Origin of the sequence: Blautia sp. An46 (assembly GCF_002161645.1) — a bacterium.
Taxonomy (GTDB): Bacteria; Bacillota; Clostridia; order Lachnospirales; family Lachnospiraceae; genus Blautia; species Blautia ornithocaccae.
This window is the reverse complement of sequence record NZ_NFIF01000014.1, coordinates 55,550-74,516: the sequence shown is the minus strand read 5'-3', so window position 1 is coordinate 74,516 and position 18,967 is coordinate 55,550. Positions and strand designations below refer to the sequence as shown.

Genomic DNA, 18,967 nt, shown 5'->3' with positions numbered 1-18,967 from the left:
ATGGAATATTCCTGATATGTGTTCTATGGGACAGCTTCTTCTTATTTACAAAAGGATAATAAGAGACAGAGGAGAATTTGTTATGGAAAAGTGGGTTGTATCTGCTAAAAAGGCGGATTTTCAGGAAATCGGGAAAAAATTCGGCGTTGACCCGGTAATTGCCAGGCTGATCCGGAACCGTGACCAGATTACAGATCAGGAAATCGATACATACCTTCATGGAAAACTGTCCGGTCTCCATTCCTGGAAACTGTTGAAAGGAATGGAAGAACTCCTGGATAAACTGACAGAAAAGATCCGGGAAAAGAAAAAGATACGGATCATCGGAGATTACGACATTGACGGAGTGTGCTCCACCTATATACTGCTGAAGGGACTTACCAGAGCCGGGGCCCTGGCAGATGTGGATATTCCAGACAGGATCAAGGATGGTTACGGGATCAGCCGGGAGCTTATTGATCTGTCAGGAGAAGCAGAAGTGGATACTATTATTACCTGTGACAACGGCATCAGTGCCATAGAGCAGATTGGCTATGCAAAAGAACTGGGGATGACAGTGCTGGTTACAGACCATCACGAGGTGCCCTATGAGGAAGAGGAGGGCCAAACTGTCCGCAGCATCCTTCCCCCGGCAGATGCCATTGTAAATCCCAAGCAGCCAGACTGTACCTATCCCTTTAAGGGAATCTGCGGCGGTATGGTAGCTTTCAAGGTCATCCAGGGGCTTTATGAGAGAATGGGAATACCGGAAAAGGAGATAGAGGAGTTGATTCCATTTGCTGCCATTGCCACAGTGGGAGACGTGATGGATCTGACAGATGAGAACCGGATTATTGTAAGAGAAGGACTGAGAAGGCTGCAGAATCCTGAGAATGAAGGATTAAAAGCCCTGATCCGTGTCAATAATCTGGAAAACAGGGAAATTTCCGCCTACCATATTGGATTTATCATTGGCCCCTGTATGAACGCCAGCGGAAGGCTGAGCACAGCCAAACGGGCCTTGAGACTTCTTTTGGCAGAAGATCCAAAAGAGGCAGCTGCATTAGCAGAAGACCTGAAATCCTTAAATGACAGCAGAAAAGATATGACGGCCAAAGGAGTGGAAGAGGCAGTAGAGATGGTAGAGCATACGGACCTGAAAAATGACCGGGTATTAGTAATCTATCTTCCTCACTGTCACGAAAGCCTGGCAGGAATTATTGCAGGCCGGGTGAGGGAGCGGTATGTACGCCCCACATTTGTTCTTACAAAAGGCGAGGAAGGGGTGAAAGGCTCAGGCCGTTCCATAGAGGCTTATCATATGTTCCAGGAGCTGGTGAAATGTAAGGAACTTCTCACAAAATTCGGGGGACATCCCATGGCAGCGGGCCTGTCCCTTCCTGAGGCAAATGTGGAGGCTTTTCGGAGAAAGCTGAATGAGAACTGTACCCTGACCCAGGAAGACATGACGGAAAAAATTGTCATTGACGTGCCTATGCCTATGTCCTATGTGACTATTCCCCTGATCCGGCAGCTTTCCCTTCTGGAGCCCTTTGGAAAAGGAAATACAAAACCTGTATTTGCTCAGAAGGATATGAAGGTGCTGAATTTTCGGATCCTGGGTAAAAACCGGAATGTGGTAAAGATGAACCTTTCTGATGATTATGGGTTTCGGGCAGAGGGAGTCTGGTTTGGAGACGGGGATGAGTTTGCACAGCGGCTTCAGGAGAAAGAAAAATGGGATATGATCTATTATCCTTCTGTAAATTCCTATATGGGAAGGGACAGTATAGAGATGATCATACAGAATATCCGATAAATAATTTGCGTATGGGAAAAAAAGATGTTATACTAAAATCTACATATTAATTTAGTAAAAGACATTATTCGATATAAAAGGATGGAGATAAGATGGGCAGTTGTGAAAAGAAAAGTATTGAAGACTATATTGTCAGTATTCCCGACTTTCCAGAGAAAGGGATTATTTTCAGAGACGTGACCAGCGTTCTTCAGGACCAGGAGGGGTTTAAGCTGGCGATAGATTCTCTTCAGAAACTTTTGGAGGGAGTAGATGTAGATGTGATCGCTGCGGCGGAGTCCAGAGGATTTATTTTTGGAGCGCCTATCGCATACAATTTACATAAGCCATTAGTATTGATCCGCAAAAAAGGCAAGCTTCCAAGAGAAACTATAGAACAGAGTTATGAACTGGAATATGGCAGCGCGGTTCTGGAAATGCATAAGGATTCCGTTAAGCCGGGACAGAAGGTTGTGATCATTGATGATCTTATGGCTACAGGGGGCACGGTGGAAGCAGCTGCCAAAATGATAGAGAGATTAGGAGGAAAAGTGGTAAAGATGATTTTCCTCATGGAACTGGCAGGACTGAAAGGAAGGGATAGACTGGCAGAATATGACGTGGCATCTGTAATCCGTTATGAAGGCAAATAGAAATCAGGTGATAATCATATGGAAGAAAGAAGAGAATCAACACTGCAGAAAGATGAAATAGAGAAGATTAAAAAGGCAGATGCCAGCGTAAAAGCAATGGAGGACTTCACCAGTCCGGATGTCTTATATGATGAATTGATATCCAGTGTGAAAAAGTATCATCCTTCCACGGATATCACCATGATCGAGAAGGCTTTTAACATTGCCAACAACGCCCATAAGGGACAGGTGAGAAAATCCGGGGAACCTTACATCATACATCCCCTTTGCGTGGGTATTATCCTGGCAGACCTGGAGTTGGATAAAGAGACCATTGTGGCCGGGCTCCTCCATGATGTAGTGGAGGATACGGTGATGACTTCAGAGGAAATCCGGCAGGAGTTCGGAGACGAGGTAGAGCTGCTGGTGGACGGTGTTACCAAATTGGGACAGTTAAGCTATTCTGCAGATAAGGTAGAAGTTCAGGCAGAAAACCTGAGGAAGATGTTTTTGGCTATGGCTAAGGATATCCGGGTTATCCTTATCAAGCTGGCAGACCGGCTCCACAATATGCGGACTTTGAAATATATGCCGCCGGCGAAACAGAAAGAAAAGGCCAGAGAGACCATGGACATTTACGCGCCCATTGCCCAGCGGCTGGGTATTTCCAAGGTCAAGATCGAGCTGGATGACCTTTCCTTAAAATATCTGAAGCCGGAAGTTTATTATGATCTGGTGGATAAAATCAACCTGAAAAAAAGTGAGCGTCAGGCCTTTATCGACCAGATTGTAAATGAGGTCCGGCAGCACATCGACAATGCCGGTATCCATGCACAGATTGACGGCAGGATCAAACATTTCTTCAGTATCTATAAGAAAATGGTGAATCAGGATAAGACCCTGGATCAGATATACGATCTGTTTGCCGTACGGATTATCGTAGACACAGTGAAAGACTGTTATGCGTCGCTGGGAATCATTCATGAAATGTATAAGCCTATTCCAGGACGGTTTAAGGATTACATCGCCATGCCCAAGCCCAATATGTACCAGTCATTGCACACCACGCTGATCGGTCCTAACGGGCAGCCTTTTGAAATACAGATCCGTACCTTTGAAATGCACAGGACGGCGGAATATGGTATTGCCGCCCACTGGAAGTACAAAGAAGTATCCAATAATGGCAAAGCTACTGTCACTCAGTCAGAAGAGGAAAAAATGAACTGGCTCCGCCAGATCCTGGAATGGCAGAGAGACATGTCAGATAACAAAGAATTTTTAAGTCTTTTAAAAAGCGATCTGGATCTGTTTTCAGAAAGCGTGTATTGTTTCACACCGGCAGGAGATGTAAAAACCCTGCCGAACGGCTCTACTCCCATTGATTTTGCTTACAATGTACACAGTGCTGTGGGCAACAAGATGGTTGGAGCCAGAGTAAACGGAAAACTTGTACCCATCGAATATGTGATCAAAAACGGAGATCAGGTGGAGATCATTACTTCCCAGAACTCCAAAGGCCCCAGCCGCGACTGGCTGAAAGTGGTGAAGAGCACCCAGGCCAAAAATAAGATTAACCAGTGGTTCAAACAGGAATTAAAAGAAGACAATATCCTGAAGGGGAAGGAAATGCTGGTTCAATATGCCAAGATTAAGGCAGTTACTCTGAGCAATATCCTGAAACCCAAATATCAGGAAGCAGTTATGAAAAAATATGGTTTCCGGGACTGGGATTCTGTTCTGGCAGCTTTAGGCCACGGAGGTCTGAAGGAAGGGCAGATCATCAACAAGCTCCAGGAGGCCTACAACAAAGACCATAAAGCAGAGCTTACAGACGAGAAGGTTCTGGAGGCTGCAGCAGACAATAAGGAAAAACTTCACATTGGCAAAGTAAAAGGCGGAATTGTAGTAAAAGGAATCCATGATGTAGCCGTGCGATTTTCTAAATGCTGCAATCCGATTCCGGGAGATGAAATCGTAGGATATGTGACCCGTGGAAGAGGCGTGACCATTCATCGGACAGACTGCATCAATGTGATCAATATGTCTGAAGATGACAGACACCGCCTTATCGATGCTGAGTGGCAGGCACCGGATAGCACAGCAGGGGAACGGTATATGGCAGAGCTGAATGTATATGCCTACAACCGTACAGGTCTTATTGTAGACATTTCAAAAATCTTCACAGAAAGAAAGATCGATATCTCTGCCCTGAATACAAGAACCAGCAAGCAGGGAGTGGCGACTATTGATATCTCCTTTGAAGTAGCCAGCAAAGAGGAATTAAATGGTATTATCGAGAAAATCCGCCAGATTGAAAGTGTGAAAGATATCGAACGTACTGCAGGATAACTAAGGGAGACAGAAATTATGAAAAATCTCATATTGAGAGCAATTGTAGTTGGTCCGGTACAGACCAACTGCTATTTTCTCAGGAACAAAACAACAGGAGAGATACTGATCATAGATCCGGGAGCACAGGAGGAACGGATCCAGGCGGCCCTTGCAAAATTAGAAGGAAAGCCCGTGGGAATCCTTCTGACCCATGGCCATTATGATCATATCTGTGCAGCTAATGAGCTGCGGGAATATTATAAAATACCTGTCTATGCCCCGAAAGCAGAAGAAAAGCTTATGGAAGATCCTATGGGAAATCTTTCCGGAGCCTGGTCAGGAACGCCTTATACCGTGAAAGCGGATCAGTGGCTGGAAGACGGGCAGGAAGAGATCCTGGCAGGCTTTTCTGTCACAGTTCTTCATACCCCTGGTCACACTTCCGGTTCCTGCTGTTACTGGCTGAAGGAAGAAGGGGTGTGTATGTCAGGGGATACTGTTTTCTGCGGTTCCTGCGGCAGAACAGATCTGCCCACAGGCAGTATGAGCCAGATGAGAGACAGCCTTCACCGGCTTTTTGAAATCCTTCCAGAGGAAACCCAGATTTTCCCTGGACACGGAGAAGAGACGGATGCTGCTTTTGAGAAGGCTCATAATCCATACTTATAGAAAGAAAATATGAGAAGAGACAGTAGGAAATGATAGGAATTTCTTTTAATAAAAAAGAGTTTGAATACGACGCTTATACTCTTGTAAAGGCCTTTTATCCCAAAGAGGAAGTTAAGATGTACTGTACCTTAGAGGAAGAAAAGCCCAAAGATTATGAAAAGCTGGTTTCTATTTCTTATGGGGACCAGGTAGTCATAGGAGTCCATACCAGGGATCAGACCCTGGAAGATGCAGCTCCCTATGATGAGGGGGAAGACAGAAAAAAAAGAAAAAACATCTTGAAACAGATTCTTTATAAGCTGCTGGTACAGGAAACAGGACATACCCTCCCCTGGGGAAATCTGACAGGGATCCGTCCTGTGAAGATCGCCATGGGACTGATCGAAGAGGGAATGACCAATGCCCAGGCCGCAGATTATATGAGGAACACTTATTTTACAAGCAATGAGAAAACGGCGCTGGCCATCGCCATTGCCAACAGAGAAAGGGATATCCTGAAGGATATAGACTATCAGAAAGGATACAGCCTGTATGTGGGAATTCCCTTCTGCCCCAGTATATGTCTTTACTGCTCTTTCAGTTCTTCTCCACTGGAGAAGTGGAGAGACCGGGTAGATGACTATCTGACAGCTTTGCTGAAGGAACTGGACTTTATCGCCCAGGCTATGAAGGGCAGGCCTTTAAACACCATCTATATAGGCGGGGGAACGCCAACTACACTGGAACCGGATCAGCTCCGGCGGCTTCTGGGCCACATACAGGAGAAATTTCCTGTAGAGGAAGTTTCAGAATATACCATTGAGGCGGGAAGACCGGACAGCATTACCAGAGAGAAACTTTTGGCTATTCGGGAATTTCCTGTGACCAGGATTTCCGTAAATCCTCAGACTATGAACCAGAAAACGTTGGAGCTTATTGGAAGAAAGCATAGTGTGGAGGATACCATAAAAGCCTTTTTACTGGCCAGGGACTGTGGATTTGACAACATCAACATGGACCTGATCGTGGGACTGCCGGGAGAACATAAGGAAGATGTGGAACACACCCTGGAAGAAGTAAAAAAACTCCAGCCAGACAGCCTTACGGTCCATTCCCTTGCCGTGAAGAGGGCGGCCAGACTGAATATTTTCCGGGACCAGTACCAGGAGATGGAGTTTGAAAATAACCAGGAGATCATGGATATGGCCATGAAATATGCCTATGAGATGGACATGGGCCCCTATTATCTCTATCGGCAGAAAAATATGTGCGGAAATCTGGAAAATACAGGCTTTGCAAAAGTTGACAAAGCGGGAATTTACAATATACTAATGATGGAGGAGAAACAGTCTATCATGGCGGCAGGAGCCGGGGCCTCTACTAAATTTGTGTTCCGGAACGGGGAACGGATAGAGAGAGCGGAGAATGTAAAAGATGTTACTAATTACATAAACCGCATCGACGAGATGATTCAACGAAAAAAGGTCGGGATTGACACATGGCTGAAAGAAATATAAAAATGATTGATTATGATCTGATGTCGGTGATCAGCCATGGCATTACAGTGAGCAATCTGGCTTATGAGGTAGGAGAAGCCATGGCGCTTCCCAAGGACCAGTGCTACGAGCTGGCTCTGGCGGGAATCCTTCACGATATCGGGAAACTTAGGCTTTCCAGGTACGTGTCCGGCACAGAAGATCCTTTAGTGGTGGAAGAGATCAAATATGTCCGCCGTCACCCTCAGCTTGGCTGCGAGGCTCTTCAGAATCGGGGATATTCCAGTTTTGTGCTGGAGAGTATTTATTATCATCATGAGAACTATGACGGCAGCGGCTATCCCCAGAATCTTCGGGGAGAAGAAATTCCTTTGGGAAGCCGGATCCTGAGAGTTTGCGACACCTACGCAGCTCTTACAGAGAAAAGACCTTACCGGGAGGCTTTTGACCCGGAGACAGCCATACGGCTGATGATAGATGAGATCAAAAATTTTGATATGCAGGTGTTTCTTGCGTTTATGAAAGCGGTCCACAAAGATGACCAGGAAAAAGAGAGGAGAATAGAACAATGCAGTTAAAGAAAAAACCAGTAACAGGCATGAAAGATATCCTGCCTCAGGAGATGGAAATCCGTGACTATGTAATCGGATTGATCAAGGAGACCTACAAACAGTTTGGATTTACTTCCATGGAGGCTCCCTGTGTGGAACACATCGAGAACCTGACCAGCAAACAGGGGGGAGATAACGAAAAGCTCATCTTCCGTATCCTGAAAAGAGGAGAAAAATTAAGAATTGAAGAGGCAAAATCCCAGGATGATCTGGTAGACAGCGGACTTCGCTATGACCTTACTGTGCCTCTGTGCCGTTTCTATTCTAACAATGCCAATGAGCTGCCTCAGCCTTTCAAAGCTCTGCACATTGGAAATGTATTTCGTGCAGACCGCCCCCAGAGAGGCCGGTTCCGTCAGTTTATGCAGTGTGATATTGATATTCTGGGTGACCCTACTTTCCTGGCTGAGATCGATGTGATCCTGGCAACTTCTACTCTTGTAGGAAAACTGGATTTTGACAGCTTCACCATCCGCATCAACGACAGAAGGATCCTGAAGGCTATGGCTGCCTACAGCGGATTCCCGGAGGATTCCTTTACTCAGGTGTTTATTATCCTGGATAAGATGGACAAGATCGGTATGGAAGGCGTTGCAGCGGAATTGGAAGAGTCTGGCTTTGCAAAGGAGAGCGTGGAAAAATATCTGGAGCTCTTTAAGACCATGGGAGCCGGAATAGATGGAGTAAAATACTGCAAAGAAAAACTGGAGGGATTTCTGGACCCGAAAGTGGCAGATGACCTGACTACGATCATCGAGTGTGTAATGGAGGCAAAAACTGCGAACTTTACACTGGAATTTGATCCTACTCTGGTAAGAGGTATGTCTTACTATACAGGACCGATTTTTGAAATTTCTATTGATGGATTTTCCGGAAGCGTAGGAGGCGGTGGCCGTTATGATGAGATGATCGGCAAATTTACAGGCACGCCTACTCCGGCTACAGGATTCTCTATTGGATTTGAGCGTATTGTTATGCTTCTTATGGAGAAGGGCTTTAAAGTTCCTGGAACAAAGGAAAAGAAGGCTTATCTTCTGGACAAAAAACTTTCCCAGGAAAAACTTCTGGAAGTTATGAAGAAAGCTGCCAAGGAGCGGAAAGAAGGCCAGAGCGTAAATATCGTATATGCTAAGAAGAACAAAAAATTCCAGAAAGAGCAGCTTGCCAATGAAGGCTATTCTGTGATCGAGGAAGTATATAACGACTAAAAGGAACAAAGAAGGAGATTTTATGCCATGGCAGAATCAATGAAGGGGCTGAAAAGAAGCCATAGATGTGCAGAGGTGACAAAGGCAGATATCGGCAGCACCGTTACTTTAATGGGATGGGTGCAGAAAAGCAGGAACAAAGGCGGGATTGTCTTTGTAGACTTAAGAGACCGTTCCGGTATCATGCAGGTGATCTTTGAAAATGGAGAAATTGATCAGGAAGTATTTGAAAAGGCAGGAAAGCTGAGAAGCGAGTTTGTGGTTGCCGTTGTAGGACGGGTAGAGGCCCGTTCCGGCGCAGTGAATCCCAACCTTCCTACAGGAGAGATTGAGGTACGGGCCAGAGAGCTCCGTATTCTTTCCGAAGCACAGACACCTCCCTTCCCTATTGAAGAGAACAGTAAGACCAGAGAGGAAGTAAGACTGAAATATCGTTACCTGGACCTGAGGAGACCGGATCTTCAGAAGAATATGATCCTTCGTTCCAGAGTTTCTACTCTGGTACGTCAGTTCCTGGCCAATGAGGGATTTCTGGAGATTGAGACACCTACACTTATTAAGAGCACCCCTGAGGGAGCCAGGGATTATCTGGTGCCCAGCCGTGTGCATCCTGGAAGTTTTTATGCCCTTCCTCAGTCACCGCAGATTTTCAAGCAGCTCTTGATGTGCTCTGGCTATGACCGGTATTTCCAGCTTGCAAGATGCTACAGAGACGAGGACTTAAGAGCAGACCGTCAGCCTGAGTTTACCCAGATCGACATGGAGTTGTCCTTTGTAGACGTAGATGATGTAATTGATGTAAACGAGAGAATGCTGGCCTTCCTCTTTAAGGAAGTTCTGAACGTGGAGGTTCCTCTTCCTATCCAGAGAATGACCTGGCAGGAAGCTATGGACCGCTTCGGTTCCGACAAGCCGGATATCCGCTTTGGCATGGAGCTTACCGATGTGTCCGAAGTGGTGAAGGACTGTGAATTTGCAGTATTTAAAGGTGCTCTGGAAAATGGCGGCAGTGTTCGTGGTATCAATGCCAAGGGACAGGGAGCTATGCCAAGAAAGAAGATCGACAAGCTGGTAGAGTTTGCCAAGGGCTACGGCGCCAAGGGACTGGCTTATATTGCCATCGGCCAGGACGGCACAGTGAAATCTTCTTTCGCTAAGTTTATGAAAGAAGAGGAGATGACCGCTCTTATCCAGGCCATGAAGGGAGAGAACGGTGACCTTCTGCTCTTTGCGGCAGATAAGACCAAACTGGTCTGGGATGTGCTGGGCGCTCTTCGTCTGGAGCTGGCAAAACAGATGGAGCTTCTGGACAAGAATGAGTTTAAGTTTGTATGGATCACAGAGTTCCCTCTTCTGGAGTGGTCTGAGGAGGAGAATCGTTTTGCGGCTATGCATCATCCTTTCACTATGCCTATGGAAGAGGATCTGCAGTATCTTGATTCTGATCCGGGAAGAGTCCGGGCAAAAGCCTATGATATCGTGTTAAACGGAAATGAGATCGGCGGCGGCTCTGTCCGTATTTTCCAGGATGATATCCAGGAAAAGATGTTCGAGGTTCTGGGATTCACTAAGGAAGAGGCTTATAACCGTTTCGGCTTCCTTCTGGATGCTTTCAAATACGGTGTGCCTCCTCACGCAGGACTGGCCTATGGTCTGGACCGTCTGGTAATGCTCATGGCAAAGGAGGATTCTATCCGGGACGTTATCGCTTTCCCGAAGGTGAAAGACGCCTCCTGTCTGATGTCAGAGGCTCCTGACGTGGTAGACCCCAAGCAGCTTGAAGAGCTGGGCATTGCGGTAGTGGAAAAAAAAGAGCAGGAGACAGAAGAAAAGAAAGATATGTAAAATGATAAAAGAGACCGGGAGAGGCGGCTGCCATATTCCCGGTCTTTTATCATTGTTCACTGTATATCTTCTGAAACGGAAGATATTGCAGAAGGAATATCTCCAAATACAGCTTCTGCTATATTGGAATCCATCTGAATCTTCCAGTTTATGCCATCATTATAAAGAGTTACGGCAATATTTTTGGAAGTAACAGTTTCATTATCTTCAATACAGGAAAGAAGAAGTTCCCTTTCTTTCTCCCGCCTTCCCTGAGCTCCAGCAGAGAGGGATTCGGAAGTTTTCAGCCATTGGGTCAGCCGCTCTTTGTAAGAAGTCAGAATACTTTCAAAGTCAGGGCTTGTGACAGAGACCTGAACAGCAGCGGTACTGCCCTCCTGTTCTTCTTCTGTAATTTCATAGTCGAAAGCCTTATCAATCTGTTGTGCAATAGCCATGGACAGAGAATTATTGTAGGAATCGTCTGTTTCTACCAGATGGTCAAGAGACAGATAAATTTTCAGCTGTTCGCTGTCAAAGTCTTTAATCGTACCAAAATGGGCATCTACGATTTCAGAGGGAGAGAGGAGCTGAGCATCTGACATATAAGAGGCAAAGTTGCCAGTTAGCAGGCTGTCCAACTCTGCAGTGTGGACAACTTTCCAGGTATCCCCTTCTTTTTCCAGAGAAATATCAGCTTCAGATGTTTCCATATCGTAATCTTTTTCTTCAAGAAGCTCTTTCAGAAGCAGGCAGGAGTCGTTAAGTGAAAATTCTACTTCCTGAGGACTGGCATCCAGCTCTATCTGCTTTTTCAGAAGAACAAGAGAGTAGTCTTTTGCCAGGCTGTAGGCATCAATGGTAGTTATGGCTGTCTTTGCCGTTCCAGTACCTTTTTCCTCATCTGTCTTTACGTTTTTTACTTTAAAAGAAAAATCTTTATAAAATAGCGAAAAAATATTTCCGATTTCTTCTGCCGCTTCTTCGGTGTATTGAGAAGAAGGCAGCAGTTCCTGAGTATCTATGGTGTTCTGGATTGTCTGGATGTCAGAGCTTTGCAGTTTTTTTAGCTCCTCTTCCACTGATTCTTTGGCAGCCCGTTGGCTTTTGGAGGTGCATCCGGTCAGAAGACAGAGTCCCAGTACCATGCCCCCCAGGAGAACCTTTGCTTTTTTAAAACCCATGTTTTTTCTCCTGACACTGATCTGTAAAGTTTTCAGGATCCCGAAAGTGTAAAGCAAAAACGAAATCCCAGGCGTCATAAGCCTGGAACCATTTTATCAGAGTTGGAAAAAACATGCAACTGTGGAATTGTTTCGGGGGTATTACCCCTGCACTTTTAAATAAAAAGCCAGAATGGAAATAAATTCTCCAGTGGTAGGCTTTCGGAGGAGCTGGTAACCTGCAATACGATCCAGAAGATTCCGGTTGCCTTCATTCCAGCAGATAGTGACAATCGTACGGATAGAACGTTCTACATTGGATGCAGATGTATGGAAGTGTTTCCCGATATCAGGATAGAGACGTTTGGTCATAAAAAGAAGATATTCTTCGTCATGGAGAACCAGCTCTACAGCATAGACCAGATAATAATATCCTCGATATACAGAACAGATGCCAAGACGACGAACTAGGGATTCGATTTTTTTCATAGGAACACTCCTTTCTCAGGCTGCATGTAGCATACCAAAGAATCAACAGATTAACTTTATTTTAAACGAAAAAAATGCTATTTCGTCTTTTATAGACAAAGTTCTGCTTTTTTCGACATATTTTATGATTTATATATATCCGAAAGAAATTGTTAAAAAATTACTTTAAAATTTAATAAATACTTCAGGACACTTTTGGAATTTTCTGATATACTGGGGAAAAACGGAGCATCGTAGATGTGTGTATACTGTCTGGCAACATAAGAAAGGGTATCCATCAGATGCCGGAAAAAGGAAAAGAGGTATTTATGGACAAAAAATATAAGATTATCGGCGGAATCTGTGGTGCAGTCTGCATAGGGGGAATTGCAGCCGGAATTTTCTTTGTGAGGGGGACCGGAGAAAAAGAGGCAGAGGAGCTGGCCTATGTTATGAGTGTGTCATCAATGAATGATATGTCGGGAACACAGCGTCTTGCAGGAGTGGTTGAGTCCCAGAAGACTCTGGAAATCCAGAAAGATTCTCAAAGAGAAGTTAAAGAAGTGCTGGTGAAAGCTGGAGATGATGTGGAGGTAGGGACTCCTCTTTTTACTTATGACACAGCTTCTCTGGAAATGGACATTCAGCAGGCACGGCTGGACCTGGAGCGGGCGGATAGCGAAATGGCCAATCTCCAGGCACAGATTCAGCAGCTGGAAAAGGAAAAAAAGGATGCTCCGGAAGAAGAGCAGTTTTCTTATACTACACAGATCCAGAGCGCTCAGATGGATCTGAAAAAGAGCGAATACGACAAGAAGGCAAAGGAAGTGGAGATTAATCGGCTCCAGAGTCAGATTGATAACTCTACAGTTACCAGTGAAATGAAAGGTGTGGTGAAATCCGTCCAGAATCAGGAGCAGACAAGCACGAATATGTACGGAGATTCTTCCAGTCAGGCGTTTATTACCATTCTGGCAACAGGAGAATATAGAGTCAAAGGCAGAGTCAACGAACAGAATATTGGCGAGATCGTAGAAGGGCAAAAGGCTGTGGTGCGTTCCAGAGTGGATGAAGACCAGGTCTGGACAGGGACTTATTCTGCAGTGGATACAAAAAATCCCCAGAATAATTCCAGCAGTATGTACTATGGAGGAAGCTCTGAAGACAGCGCCCAGACTACATCCACTTCTTATCCGTTTTACGTGGATTTGGACTCTTCCCAGGGACTTCTTCTGGGACAGCATGTCTATATTGAACATGATACAGGAATGGCACAGAGAGAACCAGGGGTCTGGCTGAACGAGGCCTTTATTGGGGATTTGAATAAAAAGCCTTATGTTTGGGTGGAAGAAGAAGGGGCTCTGGAAAAAAGAACGGTGGTTCTGGGCACCTATGATGGGGAGATGATGCAGTATAAGATTGAAGATGGGGTGGAAAACGGAGACTATGTAGCTTATCCCCAGGACTTTTTAAAAGAAGGCATGAAGACAACCCACGATCCTGCACAGGCATCAGATGGCAGTATGGAAGAGTCAGGTGGAGAGGAAATACTCCAGGAGGAAACCGGAGAAATATCTGAGGAAGAGGCTTTGCCGGAAGGGGCGGAAGAGATAACTGGAGAAGAGACCACTCAGGAAGAAACATCGGAAGAGATTATAGAAGGGGAAGACAGTTCCCCGGAATTATAGGGAGAAAGTTATGAAAATAAAGAAAAAGATAATCGTGATCACTGCAGGGGGACTGGCAGTTTTGGGTGCAGGAGCCTGGTTTCTCACACAAAATCTCAGAGGCGCTCAGATAGATGTCTACCCGGTATCCGAGCTTTCTCAGAGTATTTGGCAGAACGGCGCCAGCCTGGAAGGGACCATTGCCTCCCAGGTCGCCCAGGAAGTACATCTCCAGGAAAAACAGATCGTGTCTGCAGTTCACGTACAGGAAGGTCAGGAAGTAAAGAAGGGTGACCCATTGCTTTCTTATGATATGACCCTTGTAGACATTGAGCTGGAAACAGAGAAGCTGAGCCGTCAGCAGCTGGAGATTAAGAAGAAAGGTCTGGAGCAGGAACTGGAAAAATTAAAAAAAGACAGAGCAGAGGCAGTATCTCATACGGAAGAGTACCAGGTGGAATTCTTAGGCGGACTTCAGTCAGAAACACCCTTTGTCCGGGAAATATCTGGAGAAGAGGGAGCTCCTTTGGAGCCGGAGACACCAGCAGAGCCGGAAGCACCAGCAGAGCCGGAGCTCCCGGCAGAACCGGAAGTGCCTGCAGAGCCGGAGACTCCGGCAGAACCGGAAACGCCCCTGGAACCAGAGTCTCCAACAGAACCAGAAATGCCCCTGGAGCCAGAAATTCCAGTGGAACCAGGGACCCCGGAGGAACCCGACATACCTCTGGTTCCGGATAATCCAGAGGACCAGGATCCTTCCGGGGAGACAGACCCTTCTGGAGACAATGAAACGCCTCAGGAACCTGAAGAACCCCAGGAGCCGGAGCAGCCAAGGCCTTCAGGAGTTTACAAGCGGCTTTACGGTGATATTGGAATTAACTTCGGCGAATTAGAAGAAGGTGTCATTCTGGAAAATGCTTTGCCATTTGCAGGCAGCGGGACCAAGGAGGACCCGTATCGATTTTTATGTTCAAAAAATGTGTTGATACAAGGTGCTTTCCTGAACTGGGCAGGCGGTTTTAGTGACACAGGAGAAAAAAACCAGACGCCCTATTACTGTCTTCTGGAAGTTCGGGGAGAAGACAAGGAAGATGGTGTGCTGCTGGCAGCTATGCTTTTAGATGGGAATCTGATAGCTGAACCGGTACAGCCGGAAATCTGGTATCGTACATATTTGGGAAATGATCAGTGGGAAGCCGTCTTGCCTCCTGAAGAAGAAATTCCCCAGGATGAAGAATGGGTGGATATTCCAGAAGATTTTATAGAGTTTATCCCAGAAGAAGAGATTGTTCAGACTTATTCGAAAGAAGAATTGGACAAGGCTGTAAAGGAAAAGGAAAAAGAAATTTCTGAAACAGCTTTAAATATAAAAGAAGCAGATCTGAAGATCAAAAAGGTGGAGCAGCAGCTTCAGGAACAAGTGGTCAAAAGCACCCTGGACGGTACCGTAAAGAAGGTAGGAGACCCGGCAAAAGGGGAAGTAGACGGAGAAGCCTTTATTATTGTAGAGAGTGCGGCGGGGGCTTATATCCAGGGAATGGTAGGTGAATATCAGCGCTCCATTCTGGAGCCCGGCCAGATTGTTACAGGAATGGGATATGAGTCTCAGATGTTTTTTCAAGCAGAAGTGACCGAGATTTCTCCTTATCCTCAGGAAGGATACAGCAGCGGTATGCAGGAACAATCCTATTATCCTTTTACAGCAGTGATACAGGAGGGAGAAGGGTTTAAGGCAAATGAGATGGTCTCCATAGAACTTCCGGCAGAGGGTGGAGAGATTACAGGAATCTTTGTCAGCCGGGAGTACATACGGAGCCAAAATGGAGAAGAATTTGTCTATAAAGTGGGAGAGAATCAGCGTTTAAAGAAGCAGAAAATAACAACGGGGAGAACTTTTTACGGTTCCACAGTGGAGATAAAAGACGGTGTAACTCAGGAAGACTGGTTAGCCTTCCCCTATGGGAAAAATGTGCGGGAAGGGGCAAAGATCAGAGAATCCTCCATTGAAGAACTGTACAGCATGTATTAGGAGGAAGGCATATGATTGAGAATATAAGATTATCATTTCAGGGAATATGGGCTCATAAAATGCGTTCCTTTCTGACCATGCTGGGAATCATTATCGGAATTGCCGCTCTGATTTCTATTGTCTCCACTATTGAGGGAACCAATGAACAAATCAAGAAAAATCTCATAGGTGGGGGAGATAATGTGATAGAAATCACTCTGAACGGCAATGGGGGAGAATACCAGATGGAATATGAGGGGCTGCCTCAAGGCGTGCCGGTGATCAGTCAGGAACAGAAAGAATCTATCCTGGAATTGGAAGAAGTAGAGAAAGTGACCCTCTATCAGATGCGCCAATATGCAGACAGCATTTACTATCAGGACAAAAGTCTGGATGGAGGAATGGTTCTGGGGATTGACGAAGATTATCTGGATACCTGTGGTTATCAGGTCATCCGGGGCCGGGGATTTTCTGAGACAGATTATAAAACCTCAAAAAAGCTGGTGCTTCTTGACGAAACAGCGGCAGCTAATTTCTTTTCAAAAGGCCAGGAAGTGGGGAAGACTATTGAGATAAAAGGAGAACCTTTCTATGTGGCCGGAGTCGTAAAAAAGACAGAAGAATATCAGCCTGTAATCAATAACAGAGAGGAATACTATACTTATTACAATACCAATACCGGAGGAATGGTTTTGATGCCAGGAAGCGTATGGCCTATCGTTTATCAGTATGATGAACCCCAGCAGGTATCTGTAAAAACCGTTTCCCCTGAGACCATGAGTTCAGCGGGAAAAAAGACAGCGGAGATTCTGAACAACAGGATTAATTCCACAAATGATACCACAGAATACAAAGCAAAAGACCTTATGGAGAAGGCTAAGGGACTTCAGCAGATCAGCGAAAGCACCAATCGCCAGCTCCTTTGGATTGCCAGTATTTCTCTGCTTGTAGGCGGAATTGGCGTTATGAATATTATGCTGGTATCTGTGACAGAACGTACCGGGGAGATCGGACTGAAAAAGGCCATTGGAGCCAATAAGAGAAGAATCCTGGGCCAGTTTTTGACTGAAGCAGCGGTACTTACCAGTATTGGGGGAGTCCTGGGTGTATTTGCGGGAGTTCTTCTTGCAGCAGTGATTGCCAGGATGTCCTCTATGCCTATGGTCATCAGCATACCTGCGGCTGCAGCCGCTGTGGCATTTTCAACAGTGATAGGTCTGGTATTCGGCCTTCTGCCCTCAGTAAAGGCAGCGAATTTAAGTCCTATTGAAGCCCTTAGAAGGATGTAAAAAATATAAAAGAAGGAGCTGTCGTATTAATCAAAATTGAGAATATTTATACATTTTATTGCTCAGTCTGTGCCGCTTTGAGCCTATGGTCTCAAAGCTATGCTCGACAAATTCGCATAAAATGTATAAATATTCCTGACATATGACTAATGCGCCAGCCCCTTTTTTTACCTTACGCTATAAAGAAGAAAGATAAGGTCTCAGAAACCATACTCTTCTCCTACCAGTATCACGGTAATCCGTCCGGCCTGCATAGACCTGCGGGTGATCACGGTCTGGCAGCAGATACAGTCATCACTCTGGCAGTCAGCACAGAAACCTGTGACAGAGCAGGGGGTTTTGGAACCTACCCGGATGCTGTTAGGCGGAGCTGCAATATTCCGTACCCGGCGGATGCCATCCTCCAGATTGGGGACTACTTTGTTCATGCCGGCGATGACCAGTACGTGGGCCGGGCCGTTTATGAGACAGGCAACCCGATTGCCGATACCATCTACATTGACCAGCTCCCCCTCTTTGGTGATTGCGTTGGTACTCATAAGGAAATAGTCGGCTGTAACGATTTTGCCGTATAAGGCCCTGGACTCTTCCGGGGTCTTTGCTGATTTCCGGTCTATGTATTCGTAGTCACCGCTGCGGATCAGGTCCATAATGCCTGTTTCCACTAAAGTCTCGGAACCACCGTTAGTTACCAGAGCCCCTTTGGGAAGAATAGATTTTACCAGCTCCAGAGCTTTTTCACCGGTTTCGCAGTAATATCCTTTCATATTCCGTTTTTCCAGATTCTTGATGATGGTTTTTGCCTGATTTTCATAAGATTGAGATTTATAGCCCATTGAAAGCCCTCCTTTATTTTTGTTTTTTCTATCATAAATCTATTTCCGACAAAAGAAAAGTAATTGTATTCAGGGGAATACTATGCTATTATTAAAAATAGTGACCTAAAAGAGGAAAAGGAGCCGAAAATCATGGGAAAAAAGAGAATCGCTATTGTAACGGACAGCAACAGCGGAATTACTCAGAAACAGGGTAAGGAGATGGGAATTACTGTGGTTGCCATGCCTTTCTATATCAATGAGCAGTTATTTTTTGAGGATATCACCCTTACCCAGGAAGAGTTTTATAAAAGGCTGACAGAGGGAGCTGATATTTCCACCTCTCAGCCTTCACCGGCAGAAGTGATGGAGCTTTGGGAATCTTTGCTCCAGGAATATGAAGAAGTGGTTCATATTCCTATGTCCAGCGGTCTGAGCAACTCCTGCCAGACGGCTATGGTTTTGTCCAGAGAGTTTAAGGGAAAAGTTCAGGTAGTAGACAACCAGCGTATTTCTGTAACCCAGCGACGATCTGTATTGGATGCCATGGCTTTGGCAGAAGCCGGGAAAAGTGCAGCCCAGATCAAAGAAATCCTGGAGCGGGAGGGTCATGAATCCAGCATTTATATTACTCTGGAAACTCTGAAATATCTGAAAAAGGGCGGCAGGATCACACCTGCGGCAGCAGCTCTGGGGACAGTGCTGAATCTGAAACCGGTGCTTCAGATCCAGGGAGAACGTCTGGATGCTTTTTCCAAAGCCAGAGGGAAAAAGCAGGCGAAAAAGATCATGATCAAGGCTATAGAAAAGGATCTGAAAACCAGATTTAAAGAATATACAGACAAAAGGCTGATGTGCCTGGATGCAGCCTATGCGGGAAATGAAGAGGAAGCCCAGGAATGGAAAAAGGAGCTGGAGAAGAACTTCGGCGTGGAAGTATTTATGGCGCCTCTGTCCTTAAGCGTTGCCTGTCATATCGGACATGGAGCTCTGGCAGTGACTGCATCGAAAAAAGTGGAAGTGGAGTAGA

The 18,967-nt window shown here is 45.6% G+C and carries 15 protein-coding genes; 12 read left to right on the top strand and 3 right to left on the bottom strand.

Features of this window, described 5'->3' with window-relative positions; translation table 11 throughout:
* The first annotated feature begins 82 nt into the window (after positions 1–82).
* The 8 genes from recJ (at position 83) to aspS (ending at position 10,548) form a co-directional block, all read left to right on the top strand.
* A complete protein-coding gene (recJ, locus tag B5G00_RS12295; protein WP_087273192.1) occupies positions 83–1,798 on the top strand; it encodes a single-stranded-DNA-specific exonuclease RecJ in 1,716 nt (571 codons plus the stop codon).
* A gap of 92 nt (positions 1,799–1,890) precedes the next feature.
* Positions 1,891–2,430, top strand: a complete 540-nt coding sequence (locus B5G00_RS12290; protein ID WP_087273126.1) for an adenine phosphoribosyltransferase — start codon at positions 1,891–1,893, stop codon at positions 2,428–2,430.
* Between the two features lie 18 nt (positions 2,431–2,448).
* Positions 2,449–4,758, top strand: coding sequence for a RelA/SpoT family protein (locus tag B5G00_RS12285; RefSeq protein ID WP_087273123.1), 2,310 nt, complete (start codon positions 2,449–2,451; stop codon positions 4,756–4,758).
* Between the two features lie 18 nt (positions 4,759–4,776).
* Positions 4,777–5,409, top strand: coding sequence for an MBL fold metallo-hydrolase (locus B5G00_RS12280; RefSeq protein WP_087273120.1), 633 nt, complete (start codon positions 4,777–4,779; stop codon positions 5,407–5,409).
* A gap of 29 nt (positions 5,410–5,438) precedes the next feature.
* The gene (hemZ, locus tag B5G00_RS12275; protein WP_087273117.1) at positions 5,439–6,905 is read left to right on the top strand and encodes a coproporphyrinogen dehydrogenase HemZ; all 1,467 of its coding nucleotides are present in this window, start codon (positions 5,439–5,441) and stop codon (positions 6,903–6,905) included.
* A 2-nt stretch (positions 6,906–6,907) separates the two neighbouring features.
* Positions 6,908–7,462, top strand: coding sequence for an HD-GYP domain-containing protein (locus B5G00_RS12270; RefSeq protein ID WP_242971347.1), 555 nt, complete (start codon positions 6,908–6,910; stop codon positions 7,460–7,462).
* A complete protein-coding gene (gene hisS, locus B5G00_RS12265) occupies positions 7,453–8,703 on the top strand; it encodes a histidine--tRNA ligase (protein WP_087273111.1) in 1,251 nt (416 codons plus the stop codon). The genes B5G00_RS12270 and hisS overlap by 10 nt, the downstream gene beginning before the upstream one ends.
* A 27-nt stretch (positions 8,704–8,730) precedes the next feature.
* Positions 8,731–10,548 (top strand): aspartate--tRNA ligase, encoded by a 1,818-nt coding sequence (gene aspS, locus B5G00_RS12260; protein ID WP_087273108.1) that lies wholly within the window; start codon positions 8,731–8,733, stop codon positions 10,546–10,548.
* Between the two features lie 56 nt (positions 10,549–10,604).
* Here the strand turns inward: aspS and B5G00_RS12255 are convergent, their stop codons facing one another.
* Positions 10,605–11,711: a hypothetical protein gene (locus B5G00_RS12255; protein ID WP_087273105.1), complete on the bottom strand. Its 1,107-nt coding sequence runs from the start codon at positions 11,709–11,711 to the stop codon at positions 10,605–10,607.
* 141 nt (positions 11,712–11,852) lie between these two features.
* A complete protein-coding gene (locus tag B5G00_RS12250) occupies positions 11,853–12,179 on the bottom strand; it encodes a sporulation initiation factor Spo0A C-terminal domain-containing protein (protein WP_087273101.1) in 327 nt (108 codons plus the stop codon).
* 308 nt (positions 12,180–12,487) lie between these two features.
* Between B5G00_RS12250 and B5G00_RS12245 the strand changes: the two genes are divergently transcribed.
* Genes B5G00_RS12245 through B5G00_RS12225 form a run of 3 tightly spaced genes read left to right on the top strand, consistent with a single transcriptional unit; the run spans position 12,488 to position 17,122 of the window.
* Positions 12,488–13,846, top strand: coding sequence for an efflux RND transporter periplasmic adaptor subunit (locus tag B5G00_RS12245; RefSeq protein ID WP_140403155.1), 1,359 nt, complete (start codon positions 12,488–12,490; stop codon positions 13,844–13,846).
* A 10-nt stretch (positions 13,847–13,856) separates the two neighbouring features.
* Positions 13,857–15,854: a biotin/lipoyl-binding protein gene (locus tag B5G00_RS19515; RefSeq protein ID WP_275532372.1), complete on the top strand. Its 1,998-nt coding sequence runs from the start codon at positions 13,857–13,859 to the stop codon at positions 15,852–15,854.
* An 11-nt stretch (positions 15,855–15,865) separates the two neighbouring features.
* Positions 15,866–17,122: an ABC transporter permease gene (locus B5G00_RS12225; RefSeq protein ID WP_087273088.1), complete on the top strand. Its 1,257-nt coding sequence runs from the start codon at positions 15,866–15,868 to the stop codon at positions 17,120–17,122.
* 200 nt (positions 17,123–17,322) lie between these two features.
* On the opposite strand, the gene B5G00_RS12220 is transcribed toward B5G00_RS12225, so the two are convergent.
* Positions 17,323–17,958 carry a lactate utilization protein gene (locus B5G00_RS12220; protein ID WP_087273085.1) on the bottom strand — a complete coding sequence of 212 codons (636 nt, stop codon included), beginning with the start codon at positions 17,956–17,958 and terminating at the stop codon, positions 17,323–17,325.
* A 132-nt stretch (positions 17,959–18,090) separates the two neighbouring features.
* Here B5G00_RS12220 and B5G00_RS12215 point away from each other — a divergent pair, with 132 nt between their 5' ends.
* On the top strand, positions 18,091–18,966 hold the full coding sequence (locus tag B5G00_RS12215) for a DegV family protein (protein ID WP_087273083.1): 876 nt from the start codon (positions 18,091–18,093) through the stop codon (positions 18,964–18,966).
* Position 18,967 lies beyond the last annotated feature (1 nt).

What these genes read in the sequence shown, in the direction of transcription:
- B5G00_RS12220 (WP_087273085.1), bottom strand. Translation starts at nt 17,958, where the DNA reads ATGGGCTATAAATCTCAATCTTATGAAAATCAGGCAAAAACCATCATC.
- hisS (WP_087273111.1), top strand. Translation starts at nt 7,453, where the DNA reads ATGCAGTTAAAGAAAAAACCAGTAACAGGCATGAAAGATATCCTGCCT.
- B5G00_RS19515 (WP_275532372.1), top strand. Translation starts at nt 13,857, where the DNA reads ATGAAAATAAAGAAAAAGATAATCGTGATCACTGCAGGGGGACTGGCA.
- B5G00_RS12270 (WP_242971347.1), top strand. Translation starts at nt 6,908, where the DNA reads ATGATTGATTATGATCTGATGTCGGTGATCAGCCATGGCATTACAGTG.
- hemZ (WP_087273117.1), top strand. Translation starts at nt 5,439, where the DNA reads ATGATAGGAATTTCTTTTAATAAAAAAGAGTTTGAATACGACGCTTAT.
- B5G00_RS12285 (WP_087273123.1), top strand. Translation starts at nt 2,449, where the DNA reads ATGGAAGAAAGAAGAGAATCAACACTGCAGAAAGATGAAATAGAGAAG.
- B5G00_RS12290 (WP_087273126.1), top strand. Translation starts at nt 1,891, where the DNA reads ATGGGCAGTTGTGAAAAGAAAAGTATTGAAGACTATATTGTCAGTATT.
- recJ (WP_087273192.1), top strand. Translation starts at nt 83, where the DNA reads ATGGAAAAGTGGGTTGTATCTGCTAAAAAGGCGGATTTTCAGGAAATC.
- B5G00_RS12280 (WP_087273120.1), top strand. Translation starts at nt 4,777, where the DNA reads ATGAAAAATCTCATATTGAGAGCAATTGTAGTTGGTCCGGTACAGACC.
- aspS (WP_087273108.1), top strand. Translation starts at nt 8,731, where the DNA reads ATGGCAGAATCAATGAAGGGGCTGAAAAGAAGCCATAGATGTGCAGAG.
- B5G00_RS12255 (WP_087273105.1), bottom strand. Translation starts at nt 11,711, where the DNA reads ATGGGTTTTAAAAAAGCAAAGGTTCTCCTGGGGGGCATGGTACTGGGA.
- B5G00_RS12225 (WP_087273088.1), top strand. Translation starts at nt 15,866, where the DNA reads ATGATTGAGAATATAAGATTATCATTTCAGGGAATATGGGCTCATAAA.
- B5G00_RS12215 (WP_087273083.1), top strand. Translation starts at nt 18,091, where the DNA reads ATGGGAAAAAAGAGAATCGCTATTGTAACGGACAGCAACAGCGGAATT.
- B5G00_RS12250 (WP_087273101.1), bottom strand. Translation starts at nt 12,179, where the DNA reads ATGAAAAAAATCGAATCCCTAGTTCGTCGTCTTGGCATCTGTTCTGTA.
- B5G00_RS12245 (WP_140403155.1), top strand. Translation starts at nt 12,488, where the DNA reads ATGGACAAAAAATATAAGATTATCGGCGGAATCTGTGGTGCAGTCTGC.